Raw genomic sequence first — 18517 nt, forward strand, 5'->3', positions numbered from 1 at the left:
GCAGGATATTAAGTCAGGTATTAATTTTGTATGGAGAAGAAGATTAAGCAGCTGATCATATTGATGATCTTATGGGTCAGTACACTGACTCTTACCGCCCAGGACCGGTTCATGGTCTTTTTTACAGATAAAGATAATTCCGACTATTCAGTTGATCAGCCGGAGGCTTTTTTAAGTCAAAGAGCGATTGACCGGAGATTACGAAACAATGTAGCCATTACAGAAGCTGATCTGCCTGTGAATCAGGAATATGTAGATGGGCTGAAAGCTGAAGGCGCGGAGGTGTATTTTACCACAAAATGGATGAACGGGGCTCTGGTGCAAATGGAATCACCAGATACCGCTAATATTAGTGCCTTATCTTTTGTGAAGGAGGTAGAGTTTATTGCTCCGGGAGCCAAGCTTTCTACCGAACAATCCCCGGCAGTCATACCGGATACTTTTTTAGACCCTGTTAAGGTGGAGAATGATACTGACATTCAGCTGGCAATGATAGGCGCTGATAAGATGCATGCTGATGGCTACAAAGGTGATGGGGTGATCATTGCAGTTTTTGATGATGGTTTTGAAGGGATCAATGAGTACAAACCTTTCCAGCATATTTTCGATGAAGACCGGTTGTTGCTTAGCATGGATTTTGTGAAAAATTCCGGTAATGTTTTTCAGTATGATGATCATGGTAGTTCATCTTTTTCCTGTATTGCTGCCCAGTATGGAAGTAATGTTTCCGGTACAGCGCCTGAAGCAGACTTTATCCTTTGTGTCACTGAGGATGTTTCCAGTGAGTTTCGTATAGAAGAGTACAACTGGCTTCTTGCTGCGGAGCTGGCCGACAGCGCAGGTGTGGATGTGATTAATTCATCACTTGGATATTCCACTTTCAATAGCGATGAAATGGATTATATCTATTCACAGCTTGATGGGGAAACAACCATTGTGGCAAGGGCAGCACAAATGGCTGCTGATCGGGGGATCACAGTGGTCGTAAGCGCAGGAAATGAAGGGCCATATTCATGGAAATACATCACCTCTCCGGCAGATGCCAGGGATGTTTTAGCCGTTGGTAGTGTAACTATGTTTGGCCAGAAATCCGGTTTTAGTTCTTTTGGGCCTTCTGCCGACGGACGGATCAAACCAGATGTGGCTGCTATGGGCTCATCCACGACTATCTTTCGAATGATAAATGGTAATGGTGAAATATCTACAGGGAGTGGTACCAGCTTTGCTTCCCCGCAGGTGGCCGGTTTAGCTGCCGGTATTTTACAGGCTAACCCTACATGGACCAGTAAAGAGCTTTTCAATGCTATAAAATTCTCTGCAAGTCAGGCTCTAAATCCGGATACGCTTATTGGTTACGGAATTCCTAATTACATTGATGCCGTGCAGGGGGTTGTCTTATCTGCAGCTGATATTTTAAGCGAACGTATTACGGTTTATCCAAACCCCTTTTCGGAGAACACGCTTTATATTGATTTTGGAGGAGCTGAAATAAATCAAAACCTTGAAATCCGCCTGCTTGACTCCAGGGGAATTGAGATCTATTCAGACAAAATATCGCATAAGGAAATCCCACAGGAGTTTGAAGTGAACTTTTCATCTACACGAAAGGGCATTTACTTTCTTATCTTACGTTCTCGCAAATTCGAAAAAAGAGTAAAACTCATCAAGATTTAAGAAATCCTTTCCCGGGTGCGGCCGATTGGTAGCTTTGATTAATTTTGAGCGAGCTAAAAAAAGAACACATGAGCGTATTGGTTTCACCATCCATGCTGGCGGCTGACTTTGCAAATGTTCAGAAAGAAGTAGAAATGCTTAATGCCAGTGAAGCAGATTATATCCACATCGATATCATGGATGGGATTTTTGTTCCCAATATTTCATTTGGCTTCCCCGTAACCCGGGCTATTGCTAAATACGCTAAAAAGCCACTGGACTTTCATTTGATGATCAAGCATGCCGATCCATACCTCCAAACCTGTAAGGAAAGTGGCGCGGAAATCATTTCTGTGCATTATGAGGCGTGTGATCATCTGCATCGTACTGTTACTGCCATTAAAGATATGGGGGTAAAGGCAGGTGTAGCGCTAAATCCACATACTCCGGTTCATGTTTTGGAAGACATTATTGATAGGATTGATCTGGTCCTTATCATGTCTGTCAACCCTGGCTTTGGGGGGCAGAAATTTATACCCAATACCTTCAGCAAAGTGGAAAAACTCAGAAAGATGGCCAGGCTGGTAAATCCAAACCTTTTGATAGAGATAGATGGGGGGGTATCCATGTCCAATGCTGCCGAGCTGATCCAAAAGGGAGCAAATATGCTTGTCGCCGGCAACTTTGTTTTCACATCTGAAAACCCCATCGATACAATTAAATCACTTAAGAACGTTTAGTATCCGGTATGCGATATTTCCCGGTACTTGTCCTCATTTTTTTATTTCAAATTACTGCCTTGTCACAGTCAGTGTTGATCAGTGGTGCAATTAGTGATAAGGAGGATAATCCCATTCCCTCAGTAAATATTTCCCTCAAAGGGACTTCCCTTGGGACGGTGAGCAATGAAAGAGGAATATACGAGCTTCGTGTACCTGCCGGTAAAGGGGTATTGGTTTTTACTCACGTGGGCTTTAAGAGCGAGGAGGTTTCTTTTAATACAAATTCAAATAGAGCAATCAATGTTAAGCTGGAAGAGACCAGTCAACAGCTTGAAGATATTGAAATTTCGGACAGAGCCTATCAGGAGAAGATCACCAACTTCCAGCCCATTGATGCCCGGTCGGCAAAGTCCCTTCCCTCTACCTTCGGAGACTTCAATAAGATCCTGGTCACACTGCCGGGGGTTTCAAGTAACAATGAGCTCTCTTCTGCTTACTCTGTAAGGGGTGGGAACTTTGATGAAAACCTGGTTTATGTCAATGACATTCCTGTTTACAGACCATTCCTGGCTAATGCCGGACGTCAGGAAGGATTGAGCTTTGTGAATCCTGACCTGGTCCAGGATATCGAGTTTTATGCAGGCGGCTGGGAACCAAAATACGGAGATAAGCTATCCAGTAGCTTAAATATTGAGTATAAGGAACCCGATAGCCTGGAAGCGGCTGTTACGGTGGGTCTCCTCGGTGGTACCGCTTACACTGGTGGTAGTAGCGATCGGGTTTCTTATCTATTCGGAGTGCGACACAGAGACTCCAGGTATTTGCTAAATAGTCTGGAAACGAAAGGACAGTATTTTCCTACTTACACCGATGTTCAGTCCCTGTTGACTTTTGATCTTTCAGGTAAAAAATCAAACTTTCTCAATAAAACCAAACTCAATATCCTGTTGAGCTATGGTAGAAACAGGTACCTGACCGAACCCACATCTCAGTCTACGGAGTTTGGGTCTGTCCAACAGACTTTCCGTTTGCAGACCGGTTTTCAAGGGCGAGAAATTTTACGGTATGATACCTATCAGGCTGGATTTAGGTTTACTCATCGACTCAACGAGCGGCTGAGATCTCACCTCATTGGTTCTGCTCTGTATACTCAGGAGAAAGAACAGTATGATGTGGAAGGGGCATATAAATTATGTGATGTCAATACAAACCCTGGTTCATCTTCTTTTGATGACTGTGTGATCGTTCGGGGAATTGGCACTAACTATGAATACGGTAGAAACTCACTTGATGCTCAGCTATACACCATAGAAAACCGATACGAATACCTACTAAATGTAAATCATGTGTTGGAAGCAGGAGTAGGACTAAATTTTCAGCAAATAGAGGACAAGATCAATGAGTATTCCTTCATTGATTCGGCAGACTATGTCAGTGTTACAGAGTCCACTTTCAATGATATAAGCTTAGACCCAAAGCAATACTACGGATACATCCAGAACACCTTGCTGTGGAGGGACTCTGTTCACGCCTTATCTTCAGGCGTACGTGTTACCCATTGGGACTACAATAGTGAGGTACTTATTAGCCCAAGACTAACGTATCGGTTTGCTCCGAAATGGGGGAAAACCACCACGTTTAAGTTTAGCGCAGGACTTTATCAGCAGCCGCCATTTTATCGGGAGTTGCGAGGTTTTGACGGGCAGATTCGTACAGGCGTACAGGCTCAGAAATCCATTCACTTCATCGGGAGCTTCACCCGGTTGTTTTACATGTGGGGCCGTTCGTTTCTTTTTAGCGGGGATGTGTACCATAAAGAGCTTTACGATGTGATTCCGTATGATATCGATAATGTTCGTCTGAGGTATCATGCTGATAACAATGCAAAAGCCTTTGCAAGGGGATTTGATCTGAGGATACATGGTGAGTTTGTGCGCGGTACACAATCGTGGTTTAGTCTGGGAGTGTTGCAAACCAGGGAGGACATAGAGGGGGATTCATATACTGCTTATTATGATGATGGAGGAGATGAAGTTTTCCCCGGAACACCTCAGTTTGCAAATGTTTCTGATACTATTGAAAATATTATTGGTTATCTGCGGAGACCCACAGACCAACGCATAAACCTTGCTGCTTATTTTGAAGATCACATGCCTGGCAATCCAACACTTCGGGTATATTTAAATATGGTTTTTGGTTCCGGCTATCCATTTGGGCCACCTGAAAATAAAAGATATAGAAATGCATTTAGTGGTGATGAGTACTATCGTGTGGATATAGGATTTTCCAAGTCCTTTGATGTCTCGATCAATAATTTATTTAGTAAACTTTGGTTGCGTGTAGAAGTATTAAATGCCCTTGCTGCCGATAACACCCTTTCATATACCTGGATTGAGGATGTAAATGGCAATCAATTTGCCATTCCAAATTCACTCTCGGCAAGGTTTTTGAATATCAAATTATCAGCAGAACTTTAGTGAGTGATTTACGTCTATATCTGCGGTTTCAATTTTAATAAAATCATACTTTAAGAAATGAAAAAATTAACCTACTCATCGCTTTTACTAGCTGTTATTCTTTTTGCCAGTTCATGTGCTAACCGTACTGTAACACGAGTAAGTCCTGATCAGCAAATAGATCTAAGCGGACGCTGGAATGATACCGACTCGAAGCTTGTAGCGGAAGAAATGATCCGTGATGTGCTAAACAGACCCTGGAGAGAAGATTTTTACCAGGCCACCAACCGAAAACCTGTAGTAATTGTGGGAATGATCCAAAACCGTACCAGTGAACACATAGAACCGGAAACATTTATCAAAGACGTAGAGCGTGAATTTATCAACTCCGGAATGGTGAGAGTGGTTGAAAATTCCGTATTTCGCGAAAAGCTAAGAGAAGAACGAGCAGATCAGGGAGAATTTGCTTCACCAGAGACCCAAAGTCAGTGGGGGCGTGAACTCGGAGCTGATTTCATGATGTTTGGTGTGATGACCTCCGTTACAGATCAGTACAAAAACGAAAAAGTGGTCAACTACAAAGTAAATCTTGAACTCGCTAACCTTGAAACCAATGAGAAGGTCTGGATCGGAGACAAGGAGATCAAGAAATATATTAAGAATTAAACTTAAATTTTGAGGCTAATCATGATGAAGTGCATACTGCCGGTGTTTTTGGCATTGGTAGTTTGCTCCTGTGCTACTTATTACCAAATCAACGCAGAGTTCAATCAGAACTTTGAGCAGGGAAATCTGCAGGCGGCAGAGGAGGTTCTCGACAATAACAAGAAAGCCGGAAAGGGTAAAGTTCAGTTTTTGTACTACGCCAATCAGGGAGTAGTCAACGCGATGCTTGGCAACCTTGAGGAAAGCAATGAATGGCTGGAGAAGGCCTATATTTTTGGAGAGGATTACCATAAAAATGCCGGTAATATTGCAGCCTCATTCCTGGTAAACCCTAACACAATTGTCTATCCGGGGGAAGATCATGAGCATTTGCTGCTTTTGTATTACAAGGCCATCAACTACCTGAAAATGAAGGATTACAATGCGGCTTTAGTAGAATGTCGCAGGTTGAATAACCGCCTGAATGAGCTCAGTGATAAATACCGATCCGATAGTAAGTATAAACGTGATGCCTTCATTCATAACCTGATGGGGATTATCTATGAGGCCAGCGGAGACTATAACAATGCTTTTATTGCTTACCGAAATGCTTACAACATTTATGAGGAGGATTACCTGCCCATGTTTGGAGTTGATGCGCCAGGTCAGCTTAAAGATGATCTGATTCGTTCTGCAGCGTTGACAGGCTTTCAGGATCAGGTGAGATTCTATGAAGAAAAGTTTGACAGAACTTATCAGCCGGCTCATTCCGCAGGGGAGCTCGTATTTTTTTGGCACAATGGGTTAGGGCCTGTGAAGGCAGAGTGGTCTATTAATTTTACGGTGGTGGATGGAGGACCCGGTGCGGTGACCTTTGTGAATGAAGAGCACAATATGAGTTTTCCGTTTTCGGTAGGAAGTAGTGAAGACAAGACCAAATTGACTGATCTGCGATTGTTTCGGGTAGCCTTTCCCAAATATGTGGAAAGAAAACCCCTGTTTGATCAGGCTAAACTTACAGTTAACGACCAAAGGTTTACATTGGAAAAAGCAGAGCCAGTCAATGGTATTGCTTTCAAAACACTGGAGGAACGGATGCTTGAGGAGCTGGGAAAGGGTCTGTTGCGCGCCGCAATCAAAAAATCTGTGGAAATGGCTGTAAGAGGAGATTCTTCGGGAGAAGATAAAGAGAAATCTGACAAAGAAAAGCAGGAAGAGGCTGTTAGAGGTGGCCTTTCATTACTTGTGGGTGTTTTTAATGCGGTAACGGAGAAAGCTGATACCAGAAACTGGCAGACCATTCCGCATGGAATATTTTATACCAGAGTACCGCTCCACGAAGGCAATAACACCGTTACATTAGAAATGAAAAGTTCCCAACTACCAACCAGCTCCCGGGAAAACTTTTCTTTTGACATTTCGGAAGGGGAAACGGTTTTTCATACCTATCAATCTCTTGAAATGCGTCGATAAATGCTTTTTTTGTGGATTTTTTACTAACCGTTTATTAGACTTGCCTGTTGTTGTAAAAAGGATTGGATAAAAACGAACGAATTATGAAAAAAACATTGTTAATGATCCTGATGCTTTGCGGGGTGTTTTTTGTGAAGGCTCAGGACGAAGAAGGCTATACTGATGAAGAATTGAAATCATATGCTACTGTGATGGTATGGGCGGAAAATCAGAAAGCATCGTTAAGTCGGCTTGTTAGTGATTCCGTCAGTATCTGGCTGGAGAGTAAAGAGCTAACAAACTCAAAATACAATGAATTGAGTAAAGCTGATAAAAAAGGAGACCTGGAGTCCGCTGAAGCTACTGAGACAGAGCTAAATGAATATAAAGAGATCAAAGCGCGGATTGATGAAAAGACTAACAACTTTGTAGAGCTTTACAAAACCAGGATCAAAGAAGATATTGGAGCAGGTCTTTACAACAGACTTAGAAAGTCCTTAAAATCTGATGAAGAAGTAAAGGCACGATATGAGGAGATTGAAGCAGCCCTGAGAGAAGAATCCAAACAAGAGGCTGAAGCTGAAACAAAGGAGATGGGTGTAAGCGAGAGTGATAACAGTGCGGGCTCTGATAAGTAACCCCTTTATAACATCGGTAAAAATAGTGAAGCCATCCACGTTTTCGGATGGCTTCTTTTTTATTTCGCCAAGAGTGCTTATTTTCAGGTCTTGCTAGACCTAACCCACGGAGAAAAATGTTTACGGAGTACGAAATTGAAACCATGATAGAAATTCCTGAAGTGCTGGAGGCTACTCAAGCGCTCAAAAAGGATTTTGTCAGGAATGAGGCACCCTATCTCGATATCAGTGATCATGATTTCTTTTCTCTGATAATGATGGCTCCTACGGTCGGCATTGCACTTGCAGATGGTACCGTAAGCTTATTTGAAGAACTTGCTTTGAATAAAAAAGCCAGGAAGTTGTCTAAGGGTGGGTACTTCATGAAAAAGGACCCGGTAGTTTATGCCATGAAGTTTCTCCTAAAGAAATATGATCTATGGTGTGAAAAGTTTTTTCATGTGCTCAATGTTACCATGCACGCTACTTTTGATCTGAAGAAGATCGAAAGTAAACCTTTTAATGAGAATCAGGAGGTAAGCTACTCTGAGTATAAACGTACAGTGCTCAATACCCCGTATATTCTGATCCGGTTTATAGCAAGTTTTTTTCTGGAAAACGATGAGGATGTCATCAGTGAAAACCGGCACATAGGTCGTAATGAGTATCTACAAATGTTAAAGATAGGGGAACAGATGGGGCTGGATAAGATCCCTGTTTTTCAGATGTTTTGCAAGACCTTTGATCAGAAGGCATAAGTTGCTGTCACTTCATTTACTGATCAGGTATCAGCAAACCCTTTAGGTTTAAATCCGCTACTTTTACGGGTATAATGTTTCGCACTTTCATGCGTTTAGTTAACATGCGTTTTGTTTTACTGTTTTTTGGGTTGAGTTTCCTGTTTACTGCCTGCAATAATGATAATCCACAACCGGATGAGGAAGCTGAGATAAAAGCTTACCTGGATAGTCTTGGTGTGGATTATTCAAGCGATGAAAATGGTATTTATCAGTACCTTATTACCCCAAACACCGATCCGTCATTAAATAATTCCGGTGATGTCTACAGCATTCAATACGAACTTTATGAACTCGGGGGTGACCTGATAGATAGTGTGACGGATAATACACAGGATACAGTTGTAATACTCAAGCAGGGTTATGGAGCCGTGTATCCTCCCGGTATCGATCTGGCTCTGAGTTATATGAATGCAGGAGAAACAAGAGGATTTGTAATTCCTACAAAGCTTGCCTACGCTGATTTGTCACTTACCGGGATTCCGGATAATGTCACTTTACACGCTATCATTACATTGGTAAAAATAAGGAGTCAGGATACTATGGAGGATGATGAAGAAGATATTATCGCAGAATACGCGGCAGATAATCTTGAAGATGGGAATGAACCCGTCAGGACGCTTCCCCAGGGCTTGAATATGCGCATGAAGACTACAAGGCCGGGAGTTTCAGGCACTGCAGTTATTACAAAAGATACGGTTTCAGTTTCTTATGTTATCCGTTCGCTTGACGGACAGCAAATTGATGCAGTGGGAGGAGCTGATCCATTTGTTTTTATAGTGGATGGTGAAACTCCGGTTATTTTGGGGTTGAATGTCGCAGTGAAAGAGATGAAGCTTAATGAACGGGCCACTTTGGTATTGCCGTCAAAAGCCGCTTACTATTATAGTGCAGCGGTAATTCCCGGATACTTGGCTGACCCTTCGGTTATTTCTATTGAAAGTAATCCATTGTTTACCGAACAGGTTTTACCTACCTATGTGGCCAGAATACCCCCGTATCAGATCATTTTGGTCGAATTAGAATTGCTCAGTATCAATTAATGCTTAATTTTAAACTCCAAATAGGTGTGTGTTGCGCAAATTACTGTCTCTAATCATCTTTATCATTGCGGGGTTGCAAGGGTTTTCTGTCCATGCGCAGGACATCTATGAAAAATACAATATCTACAGAAATCCCTTTCGTGTATTCTTAAATAAGTTTTCCTGGACCGTAACCTCCGGGATAGGCGGTACTAACTATGGTCACGACCTGGAAGGATTTTTCTTTGCTCAGGATGCATTTGGACAATACATTTCAAGCAATGGAAATCAGGGAGCGCTCTTTACAGGCTATCAAAACTGGTTGAGTGGTAACATTACTGAAGCTACACTAACACTCGATGATATTTACGATCTGCCATATCGACCTATCGATAACCCGGTAAATAATCCTCTCTTAAGACGGGGAGGACCCATCTTGCCCATTGATGCAGATTCCATCGGGCTATCGTTTTCTTCTCTGTCCACTACTGTACCCATTTCAGTGGGTGTTCACTACAGTTTTGGAAACTTCAGAATCGGCGGGGGACTTCAGTGGGAGAGGCATTTTATGAACCCGTTGAAGCCCTCAGTAGAGATCATTGAAGGCACTGTGGTCAGGGAGTACCTTCCTGAGTTTGATAAAACAAGCAACACCAAGATATACGGTATGGTTGGATATCGGTTCTACGAGTGGTGGAGCTACACCTTTGCCCTGGAGGTCCGTGCCGGGCGATCCAAAGCCGGGAAAGAGATCAACACCAATGCTCTTGCCATAGGCCAAAACTTCTTCACTAATGTAGGAGTCAATATTGAGCACAATGTGTCAGAATACCTCAGAGTGGTAGTCAGGCCCAGCATTGATTTTAAAAGCTATGTAGTTAACATTCCTGATGATCAGGCCTCCAGTATCAGGCATGGCAATATGGCTTTTCTTATAAACGTGGGAGTAAGCATCAACATACCTGAGATACCACGCTCACCACTGAAAAGTGATCATGTTCAGCTGAAGCATGTGATCACAGATCCAAAGAGCGGGAGACTGATGGAAGTAAGGGGACAGCCATTCTGGAAAGTACAAAATCCCAAGGTGGGTCAGAACCACCGAAGGCTATGGCGTTATAAGTGGAGAAATCGCCGAAAAATACACCCGTATTAAACACTTTTAGCACGAAAAAATTCCTTAAATTGCGACTTGTTTTTAGGTAAACCTTTTTAATGATATTTCATGTCGGACGGAGATATTGAAAACCTACCTGAAGGAGAGTCAGGAGCCGGATCATCAGGTCAGAATATTATCCCAATAAATATCGAAGATGAAATGAGAGGCGCGTACATTGATTATTCAATGTCGGTCATCATTTCCAGAGCCCTTCCTGATGTCAGAGACGGCCTTAAGCCTGTTCATCGGCGCATACTCTATGGAATGCAGGAGCTTGGCGTAAACTACAACAAGTCTTACAAAAAGTCTGCGAGGATTGTTGGGGAGGTATTGGGTAAGTATCACCCGCATGGAGATACTGCAGTATATGATACCATGGTCCGTATGGCCCAGGAGTGGTCATTGCGATATATGCTGGTAGATGGTCAGGGTAACTTCGGATCTGTGGATGGAGATTCTCCGGCTGCTATGCGTTATACGGAAGCCAGGCTGAAGCGTATCGCTGAGGAAATGCTTTCGGATATCAACAAGAATACGGTTGACTTTCAGCCAAACTTTGATGATAGTCTTAAGGAGCCTACAGTACTTCCCGCTAAAGTACCAAACCTGCTATTGAACGGCGCCAGCGGTATCGCAGTAGGTATGGCCACAAACATGGCTCCCCATAACCTGTCTGAAGTAGTAGATGGTATCAATGCTTACATCGATAATCGTGAAATCACCATTGATGAACTAACCAAGCATGTTCAGGCGCCCGATTTCCCAACCGGAGCGATTATATATGGTTACCAGGGAGTCAGGTTAGCATATGAAACGGGAAGAGGACGGGTAGTTATGCGTGCCAAAGCTGAGGTAGAAACCATGAAATCAGGGAGGGAGCAGATCATCGTTACGGAAATCCCCTACATGGTCAATAAAGCTTCAATGATCGAGAAGACTGCTCAGCTCATCAATGACAAGAAAATAGAAGGTATCTCCGATATCCGGGATGAATCCGACCGGGAAGGAATGCGGATTGTCTATGAATTGAAAAAGGATACCATTCCGAATGTCGTTCTTAATAACCTGTATAAGCAGACTCAGCTACAGTCTTCTTTTAGTATCAATAACGTCGCTCTGGTCAACGGAAGACCAAAAACTTTAAACCTCAAAGACCTGATCCACTTTTATGTGGAGCACCGGCATGAGGTAATTGTTCGGCGTACACAGTATGAGCTGGAAGAAGCAGAAAAGCGGGCACATATCCTGGAAGGTTATCTCATAGCGCTGGATAATCTTGATGAGGTCATAGCTCTTATCAGGAGTTCGCGTGATCCGGAGATCGCCAGAACTGGTTTGATGGAGAAGTTTGATCTTTCTGAGATTCAGGCTCGTGCGATCCTTGATATGCGTCTTCATCGACTTACAGGTCTGGAGCGGGAGAAAATCGTAAAAGAATATGAAGAGGTAAAGGCCTTGATAGAAGAACTCAAAGCCATTCTTTCTGATGAAGACAGGCGAATGCAGATCATTAAGGATGAGCTGACCGAAATGAAGGATCGGTACGGAGATGAGCGCAGAACTTACATTGAGCACTCTGCTGATGAGTTTACCGCTGAAGATATGATCCCGGATGATGAGATGGTTATTACCATTTCCCATGGTGGATACATCAAGCGTACTCCTTTGATCGAATACCGAACCCAGGGAAGAGGTGGAGTAGGGTCACGTGCTGCTACCTCCAAGGATGATGACTTCACTGAGCACCTTTTTATTGCCACAAACCATAACTACCTCCTTATATTTACAGAGTTTGGAAAGGTTTTCTGGCATAAGGTGTGGGCTATTCCTGAAGGTACAAAAACCTCAAAAGGCAGAGCCATACAAAACCTGATCAATATTGATCCCCAGGATAAAGTACGTGCGGTTATTAACGTGATCAACCTGGAAGATCCGGATTACATAAACAATAACTTCCTGGTGATGTGCACTCAGCGAGGTACTATCAAGAAGACCTCACTGGAAGCTTACAGCCGACCGAGGACCAACGGTATCAATGCAATCACCATCAATGAAGGAGATAAGCTCCTGAATGTGCGGCTGACTAATGGGGATAATCATATCGTCATAGCCTCTAATACGGGTCGTGCGATTAATTTCCATGAGTCTGATGTTCGTCCGATGGGTCGAATGGCTGCAGGAGTCAGGGGAATTAGTCTGAAAGATAAGGAGTACGTGGTTGGCATGGTCTGTGTAGACCATAAGGAACCGCCGCATTTGCTGGTTGTTTCGGAAAATGGTTACGGCAAGCGATCTGACCTTGGAGACTACCGGATAACCAAAAGAGGTGGTAAAGGTGTTAAAACCATGAATATTACAGAAAAGACAGGTGAGTTAGTGGCTATCAAAGATGTAGTGGATTCGGATCACCTGATGATCATAAACAGATCAGGGATCGCTATCCGAATGGAGGTAAGTAACCTCCGGGTGATGGGTAGAGCTACACAAGGAGTAAAACTCATCCGTTTGAATGACGATGATCAGATTTCCGCAGTAGAAAAAATCTCAAATTTGGGAGAAGAAGAGCCTGCTGATGAAAATTCGGAAAGTGCTGATAATCAGGAGGGGAAAGATGAAAATGTTGACTAAATTAACTGAACAAAATATAAACTTATAAAGATTAACCATGAAACGATTATCCATAATCATAATGGCATTCGCCCTGACGTTTGCAGGTTATGCCCAGAAAAAACCAAAAATAAATAAGGCTTTAAGGGCTTGGGAAAATGGAGAGTTGGCGGAAGCGAAAGACATTATTGATAGAGCCATAGAGCATGAGAAAACAAAAGATGACGGTAAGACCTGGTACTACAGAGGACTTATCTATGCCACGCTCGATACTATTCCCAATGAGCAATTCAGCAGCCTTGCAGAAAATGCACTTCAGCAATCTGTAGAGGCTTTTGCTATGGCTGATTCTTTAGGTGAGAAAGATAAAGATTACTACATTACTGGAGAATTTGGACTGCCAATTACCAAAACGCAGCAGATAGATGGTTATTATTCTTACTACTACAATCAGGCTGTGACGGCTTTCCAGGACAGTGAATTTAAAGAAGCTGTAGAGGCCTTTAAAAAATCATACTATATCGTTCCTGAAGATACCAACGCTTACATCAATGCTGCATTTGCTGCACACAATGGCGAACTTTGGGATGAAGCTAAGACACACTACCGGTTGGCGCTGGATAATGGTGCTTCAAGCAAGGACCTGTATTATAACTACATTAATATCCTCTCTTCGATAGATAAAGACAATGAAAAGACCCTGAAGGTGATTAATGAGGCCCTGGAAAAATTCCCGGCAAACGGAACACTTCAGAAAAACAGGATTAATGTCCTTATAGGATTGGAGAAAATAGATGAAGCCAAATCAGACCTGATGAAGGCGATCGAGGCTGAGCCTGATAATGCTAACCTGTATTTCACTCTTGGCGTACTTTATGAAGAATTAGATAGTCTGGATAAAGCTGCGGAGGCTTACAGAAAAGCTATAGGAGCAGATCCGGATCACTTTGAATCCAACTTCAACTATGGCGTTATACTGATCAATAAGGCTAATGAAATCATCAAAGAACGAAATAACCTGGGACTATCCAGGGCAGATCAGAAAAAAGCGAAAACACTAGAGCCAAAAATTAAAGAGAAGCTGAAAGAAGCGATGCCTCAATGGGAGAAAGTGTATGAAATAAAGCCAGATGAGACACAGGCTATCGAGACACTTGCTTACATTTATACGCAGCTTGGTATGAATGAGAAAGCAGAAGAAATGCAATCTAAATTAGAATAAGTATAATTATTTCAAGAATATTATTTAAAAAACCGTTCTGATAGCTTAAGGACGGTTTTTTTCTTTTACTTTCAAATATCGTCATAGTGTAGCCTGTTCCAGGCAATTTATAAACCACCGATCATAGTAGTATTCTAGTACAGGATTATTCCTGATCGCTTCAGTAATCTGGAATTGCAGTATTATATGGAGCATATTTAGACATGTATATTCAGTGGATTGTAAAACTATGGGACTGATTAAAATTTCCGCCAAAGGAATCGACGAGCTAAACGGCATTTACCGTAAGCTTAAAAGCGACTACAAAGCCCTTGGGAGCATTAAGCTTGACCATGATACCATGGAGTATCAAATGGAGCTCCTAAAAAATGACCTTGATCGCTCTTTGCAAGCAGTCTGTGATAAGGTAATTGATGCAGATGACTTAATGGATGGTGAGAGTGTTTTCAAAACCTTTAATTTAAAGCGGTTGAAGAGCTATATGGAGGCAGATTCAGTAGCTCCGCAACTCAGGCCACTTAAAACGATATGGAGTGATCTGAATGAAGAAAAGCAGCTGGGGTGCTTTAATTACTTCTGTGAAGAACTGGAAATAGATCCTGCTGCGACAAACGATTCAGACTATACTGGAAAAATGATCGCATAGGCTTGCCCAAGAATATAGAAGCTTAATAGAAAATTCCATTCAGAAACTCGATCATTTTATTCAGTGCTTCAGGAGCATCCTTGTCAAAGCTGGTTCCCAGATAGTCATTGGACCCCGAATCCAAAAAAGCATGAGGCCTCCCTTCATAGACCCAATATTCAGCAGGTTGACCAGCTTCTTCAAGCTTATCTGCATAAGCTTTGACAGATTGAGGTGTAGTCAGGTTGTCTTTTGAGCCTACTGTAAATAATTGTGGAGGCAATTCCCTTTCTGACCTTTTTGGTATGTTATAAATTGGAGATACCAGTTTGTAATATTCCTCATTTTCGGATACACTGATCGTGTCACCAAAGATTGGTCTTGCTTTAGCGCCACCCATTTGCCAGAAAAAATTTGAAGGCTTTTCAAAATTCCCTTTACAGTTTTCATAAATATCAAATGCTCCATAGCTAATTACTGCCGCCTGGACATTCATGAGATCCTTTTTAATGATTTTGGCCACCTTTTTACCAGGGGGAAGGTAAGTAGGTCTAAATCCCAGAGGTTTTTTACTATATCCGTATTCGGACAAACGTGACCCCAGCACAACAATCATCTCGGCCAGGTGCCCGCCTGCACTATCTCCGGTTACGGCCACTTTTTTAGGATCACCTCCATACGCTTTAATGTTGGTTTTAATCCACAGCACAGCCCCGAAAACATCCTCTATGATCTGATTCATTGTGACGGTATTCTCATCATCTGCGAGTAGCCGGTAGTTTACGTTACAGACTACATAATCAGCTTGTTCCGCAACATATTTGGACATTTCGTCCATGATGGACTTATTGTTAATGAGCCAGCCACCGCCATGAAAAATGATCAGCACGGGTAATTTCTTTTTTCCTGTTTCAGGAGTGTAGATATCCATAATGAGATCAAATCCTCCCGGAGAAGCCCAAACGATATTGTTCTCAACCGTGTAGGTGTTTAGCATTACGCCCTGTCCGTAGCTCGTTGCGGACAGGAGCATGAAAAACACAAACGAAGTAAATAGTGTCTTTTTCATCGATATCAATCTGCAGTAGCAAATTCCTCAATCTTACGATTGGGACTCAGTATTTTGTTGGTTTTTTCCACAATCAGCTCCTTTGGCAATGTAAACGATTTATTCACCTTGATGTCCTTACCGGATGCTCCGATATGGACTGTATAGGTGCCACCTTCGGCAACCCATGCAGATTGATTAGAATCGAATGAAGCCAGATCTTTTGGAGATAGCGTGAACGTGATTGTTTCACTTTCGCCAGGCTTCAGCAGTCTGGTTTTATCAAATCCTCTCAGCTCCATTGAGGGCTTATCCAGTGACTTACCGGGAGCAGAGAGGTACAGTTGCACCACTTCTTTACCGGCAACCTCTCCGGTATTGGTAACAGCAACACTTACCTGTAGCTGCTCGTCGAAAGTGGCAGAACCTAATTTGAGATCTTCATAGCCGAAAGTGGTGTAGGAGAGCCCGTACCCAAACGGATAAGCTGTTGGCTTATCAAATGTATTGAAATACCGATAGCCAATGTATACTCCTTCTTCGTAGGTCACTTCAGACGGAGTGCCTCTGGAGAAGCCACCCATCATTTGCTCCTGTGCGCCCGGAAGTTCTTTTCCCGGGAAGTTTTTAGCGCTGGGTGTATCATCATAAGTTATTGGGAATGTGGTGGGGAGTTTTCCGGAAGGGTTTACTTTCCCGGATAGCACATCTGTAAGCGCATTTCCGGCTTCCTGTCCACCTTGCCATGCCAATACGATGGCATCAACCTGCTCCCTCCAGCTGGCTATTTCGATGACATTTCCTATGTTCAGGATCATGATAACCTTCTTGCCTTCATTGTGAAATGCTTCAGAAACCTTTCGGATCATGTCTGTTTCAGCCTGAGTCAGGTAAAAGTCTCCATCTTTTTGCCTGTCCTGAAATTCTCCCGAGTTTCTTCCAATAGTGATAAAGGCAATATCTGATTCTTTGGCTTTTTCTTTAACCTCCTCACTTTCGAGAGGTCTTTCCGGGATGGGAGGGAGTAATTCAAAGAAAAACCTTTTTTCAGGCTGTTTGGCTTTTTCATTTTGAATGTATTGGTCATAAATTGACTTTAGCTCCTCATCTATTGAGTATTGGGCATTTTCAAGTCCCTCCACTAGTGAAACCGTATACGCTTCATTCACATCGCCACTGCCAGTCCCGCCAGCAATGAAATCATAAGAGCCGTTACCAAAAGCGGCTATTTTAATGCTTGTGTCTTTTATGGGTAAAGTCTCGTTGTTTTTTAAAAGGACAATCCCTTCAGCAGCTACTTGTCGGGCTATAGCCGCATTCTTTTGCAGGTCGGGAGCATCGGTGTATTCATATTTTGCAAAAGCAGGGGATTTCAATACAGCCTTAAGAATTCTCTTTACATTTCTGTCTAAAGCAGCTTCGTCCAAATCACCATTTTTCACGGCTTCCAGGATAGCTTGCCGCTGTGGAGGTATGCCGGGCATCAGCAGGTCATTTCCGGCTACCATCTGTTCCACTGCATTTTCACCGGCAAACCAATCGGTCATTACCAGTCCCTCAAACCCCCACTCGTCTCTCAGCAGGGTGGAAAGCAGCTCCTCACTTTGTGAAGTATAGGTGCCGTTTACCTTATTGTATGAGCTCATGATGGTCCAGGGCTGAGCTTCTTTTACCGTGATTTCAAACCCTCTCAGGTAAATTTCTCTCAGGGCACGTTCACTTAGGATCGTATTGATCATCATTCGGTTAGTTTCCTGGTTATTAGCTACAAAATGCTTCACAGAAGTTCCTACACCATTTGATTCTACACCATTCACTATAGCGGCGCTCATGTGTCCGCTCAGGTAAGGATCCTCCGAAAAGTATTCGAAATTTCTTCCAGCCAGGGGATTCCTATGGATATTCATGGCAGGTGCCAGCAGTATGTCCACTCCGTATTCCATCACCTCACTACCCATGGCCTTGCCCAGCTCACGAGCCAGGTCCCGGTCCCAGGTAGATGCTACTAACGTCTCAATTGGGAATGCAGTACAATAAAAAGTCTCATTGGTGGATGAGTCTCTGACTGGCGCTATCCTCAACCCGGCCGGGCCATCAGCCAATACGATGGAAGGTATTCCCAGCTCAGGAACAGGCATGGTACTACCTGCTGCTCCCGGGACTTTTTCTTCCTGCTCTGCCTGGGATATGCCTGGGATACTCATTCCCATACCTACCACTAAACCTGCTTTTTGTTCAAGTGAAAGCCTTGAAAGGAGGTCGTCCACACGATCATTGATGGATGCATCCGGATCTTCGTATTTGTCCTTTTTACCGTTTCCGTTCAGGTCACGGTAGTTGCTTTGTGCATTAGCAGTCAGGGTAATTCCCAGCAAAATGGTGATAAATGTTGTAATGTGCTTCTTCATATCTTTATTGTGTCGTATTGACACAAACATAAAAAAACAATTCGGATTTTTTATTCAACTTTGAGGGAGAATTGAAGAATAGAG

The 18517-nt window shown here is 42.9% G+C and carries 14 protein-coding genes; 12 read left to right on the forward strand and 2 right to left on the reverse strand.

The window, feature by feature from the left end:
• Nucleotides 1–30 precede the first annotated feature (30 nt).
• The 12 genes from AC3E9V_RS11230 (at nt 31) to AC3E9V_RS11285 (ending at nt 14998) form a co-directional block, all read left to right on the forward strand.
• Nucleotides 31–1674: a S8 family serine peptidase gene (locus AC3E9V_RS11230; RefSeq protein WP_488753290.1), complete on the forward strand. Its 1644-nt coding sequence runs from the start codon at nt 31–33 to the stop codon at nt 1672–1674.
• Nucleotides 1675–1742: 68 nt separating this feature from the next.
• Nucleotides 1743–2393, forward strand: coding sequence for a ribulose-phosphate 3-epimerase (gene rpe, locus AC3E9V_RS11235; protein WP_488753291.1), 651 nt, complete (start codon nt 1743–1745; stop codon nt 2391–2393).
• A 59-nt stretch (nt 2394–2452) separates the two neighbouring features.
• Complete coding sequence (locus AC3E9V_RS11240; RefSeq protein WP_488753292.1) at nt 2453–4852, forward strand: TonB-dependent receptor; 2400 nt, start codon at nt 2453–2455, stop codon at nt 4850–4852.
• Between the two features lie 57 nt (nt 4853–4909).
• Entirely contained in the window at nt 4910–5497 is a 588-nt protein-coding gene (locus AC3E9V_RS11245; RefSeq protein ID WP_488753293.1) for a penicillin-binding protein activator LpoB, read from the forward strand.
• A gap of 21 nt (nt 5498–5518) precedes the next feature.
• Nucleotides 5519–6949 carry a COG3014 family protein gene (locus AC3E9V_RS11250; protein WP_488753294.1) on the forward strand — a complete coding sequence of 477 codons (1431 nt, stop codon included), beginning with the start codon at nt 5519–5521 and terminating at the stop codon, nt 6947–6949.
• An 83-nt stretch (nt 6950–7032) separates the two neighbouring features.
• The gene (locus AC3E9V_RS11255) at nt 7033–7566 is read left to right on the forward strand and encodes a hypothetical protein (protein WP_488753295.1); all 534 of its coding nucleotides are present in this window, start codon (nt 7033–7035) and stop codon (nt 7564–7566) included.
• Between the two features lie 116 nt (nt 7567–7682).
• Nucleotides 7683–8303 (forward strand): hypothetical protein, encoded by a 621-nt coding sequence (locus AC3E9V_RS11260; RefSeq protein WP_488753296.1) that lies wholly within the window; start codon nt 7683–7685, stop codon nt 8301–8303.
• A gap of 89 nt (nt 8304–8392) precedes the next feature.
• Nucleotides 8393–9385: an FKBP-type peptidyl-prolyl cis-trans isomerase gene (locus tag AC3E9V_RS11265; protein ID WP_488753297.1), complete on the forward strand. Its 993-nt coding sequence runs from the start codon at nt 8393–8395 to the stop codon at nt 9383–9385.
• A gap of 31 nt (nt 9386–9416) precedes the next feature.
• Nucleotides 9417–10520 (forward strand): hypothetical protein, encoded by a 1104-nt coding sequence (locus AC3E9V_RS11270; protein ID WP_488753298.1) that lies wholly within the window; start codon nt 9417–9419, stop codon nt 10518–10520.
• A gap of 69 nt (nt 10521–10589) precedes the next feature.
• Nucleotides 10590–13151 carry a DNA gyrase subunit A gene (gene gyrA / locus AC3E9V_RS11275; protein WP_488753299.1) on the forward strand — a complete coding sequence of 854 codons (2562 nt, stop codon included), beginning with the start codon at nt 10590–10592 and terminating at the stop codon, nt 13149–13151.
• Nucleotides 13152–13188: 37 nt separating this feature from the next.
• Nucleotides 13189–14352, forward strand: coding sequence for a tetratricopeptide repeat protein (locus AC3E9V_RS11280; protein ID WP_488753300.1), 1164 nt, complete (start codon nt 13189–13191; stop codon nt 14350–14352).
• 229 nt (nt 14353–14581) lie between these two features.
• Nucleotides 14582–14998, forward strand: a complete 417-nt coding sequence (locus AC3E9V_RS11285; RefSeq protein ID WP_488753301.1) for a hypothetical protein — start codon at nt 14582–14584, stop codon at nt 14996–14998.
• A gap of 22 nt (nt 14999–15020) precedes the next feature.
• Here the strand turns inward: AC3E9V_RS11285 and AC3E9V_RS11290 are convergent, their stop codons facing one another.
• Together AC3E9V_RS11290 and AC3E9V_RS11295 are read right to left on the reverse strand one after the other, a co-directional pair.
• Complete coding sequence (locus AC3E9V_RS11290) at nt 15021–16046, reverse strand: alpha/beta hydrolase (protein ID WP_488753302.1); 1026 nt, start codon at nt 16044–16046, stop codon at nt 15021–15023.
• 5 nt (nt 16047–16051) lie between these two features.
• Nucleotides 16052–18433: a glycoside hydrolase family 3 C-terminal domain-containing protein gene (locus tag AC3E9V_RS11295; RefSeq protein WP_488753303.1), complete on the reverse strand. Its 2382-nt coding sequence runs from the start codon at nt 18431–18433 to the stop codon at nt 16052–16054.
• Nucleotides 18434–18517 lie beyond the last annotated feature (84 nt).

This window comes from Marinoscillum sp. HNIBRBA16962 (assembly GCF_057801515.1).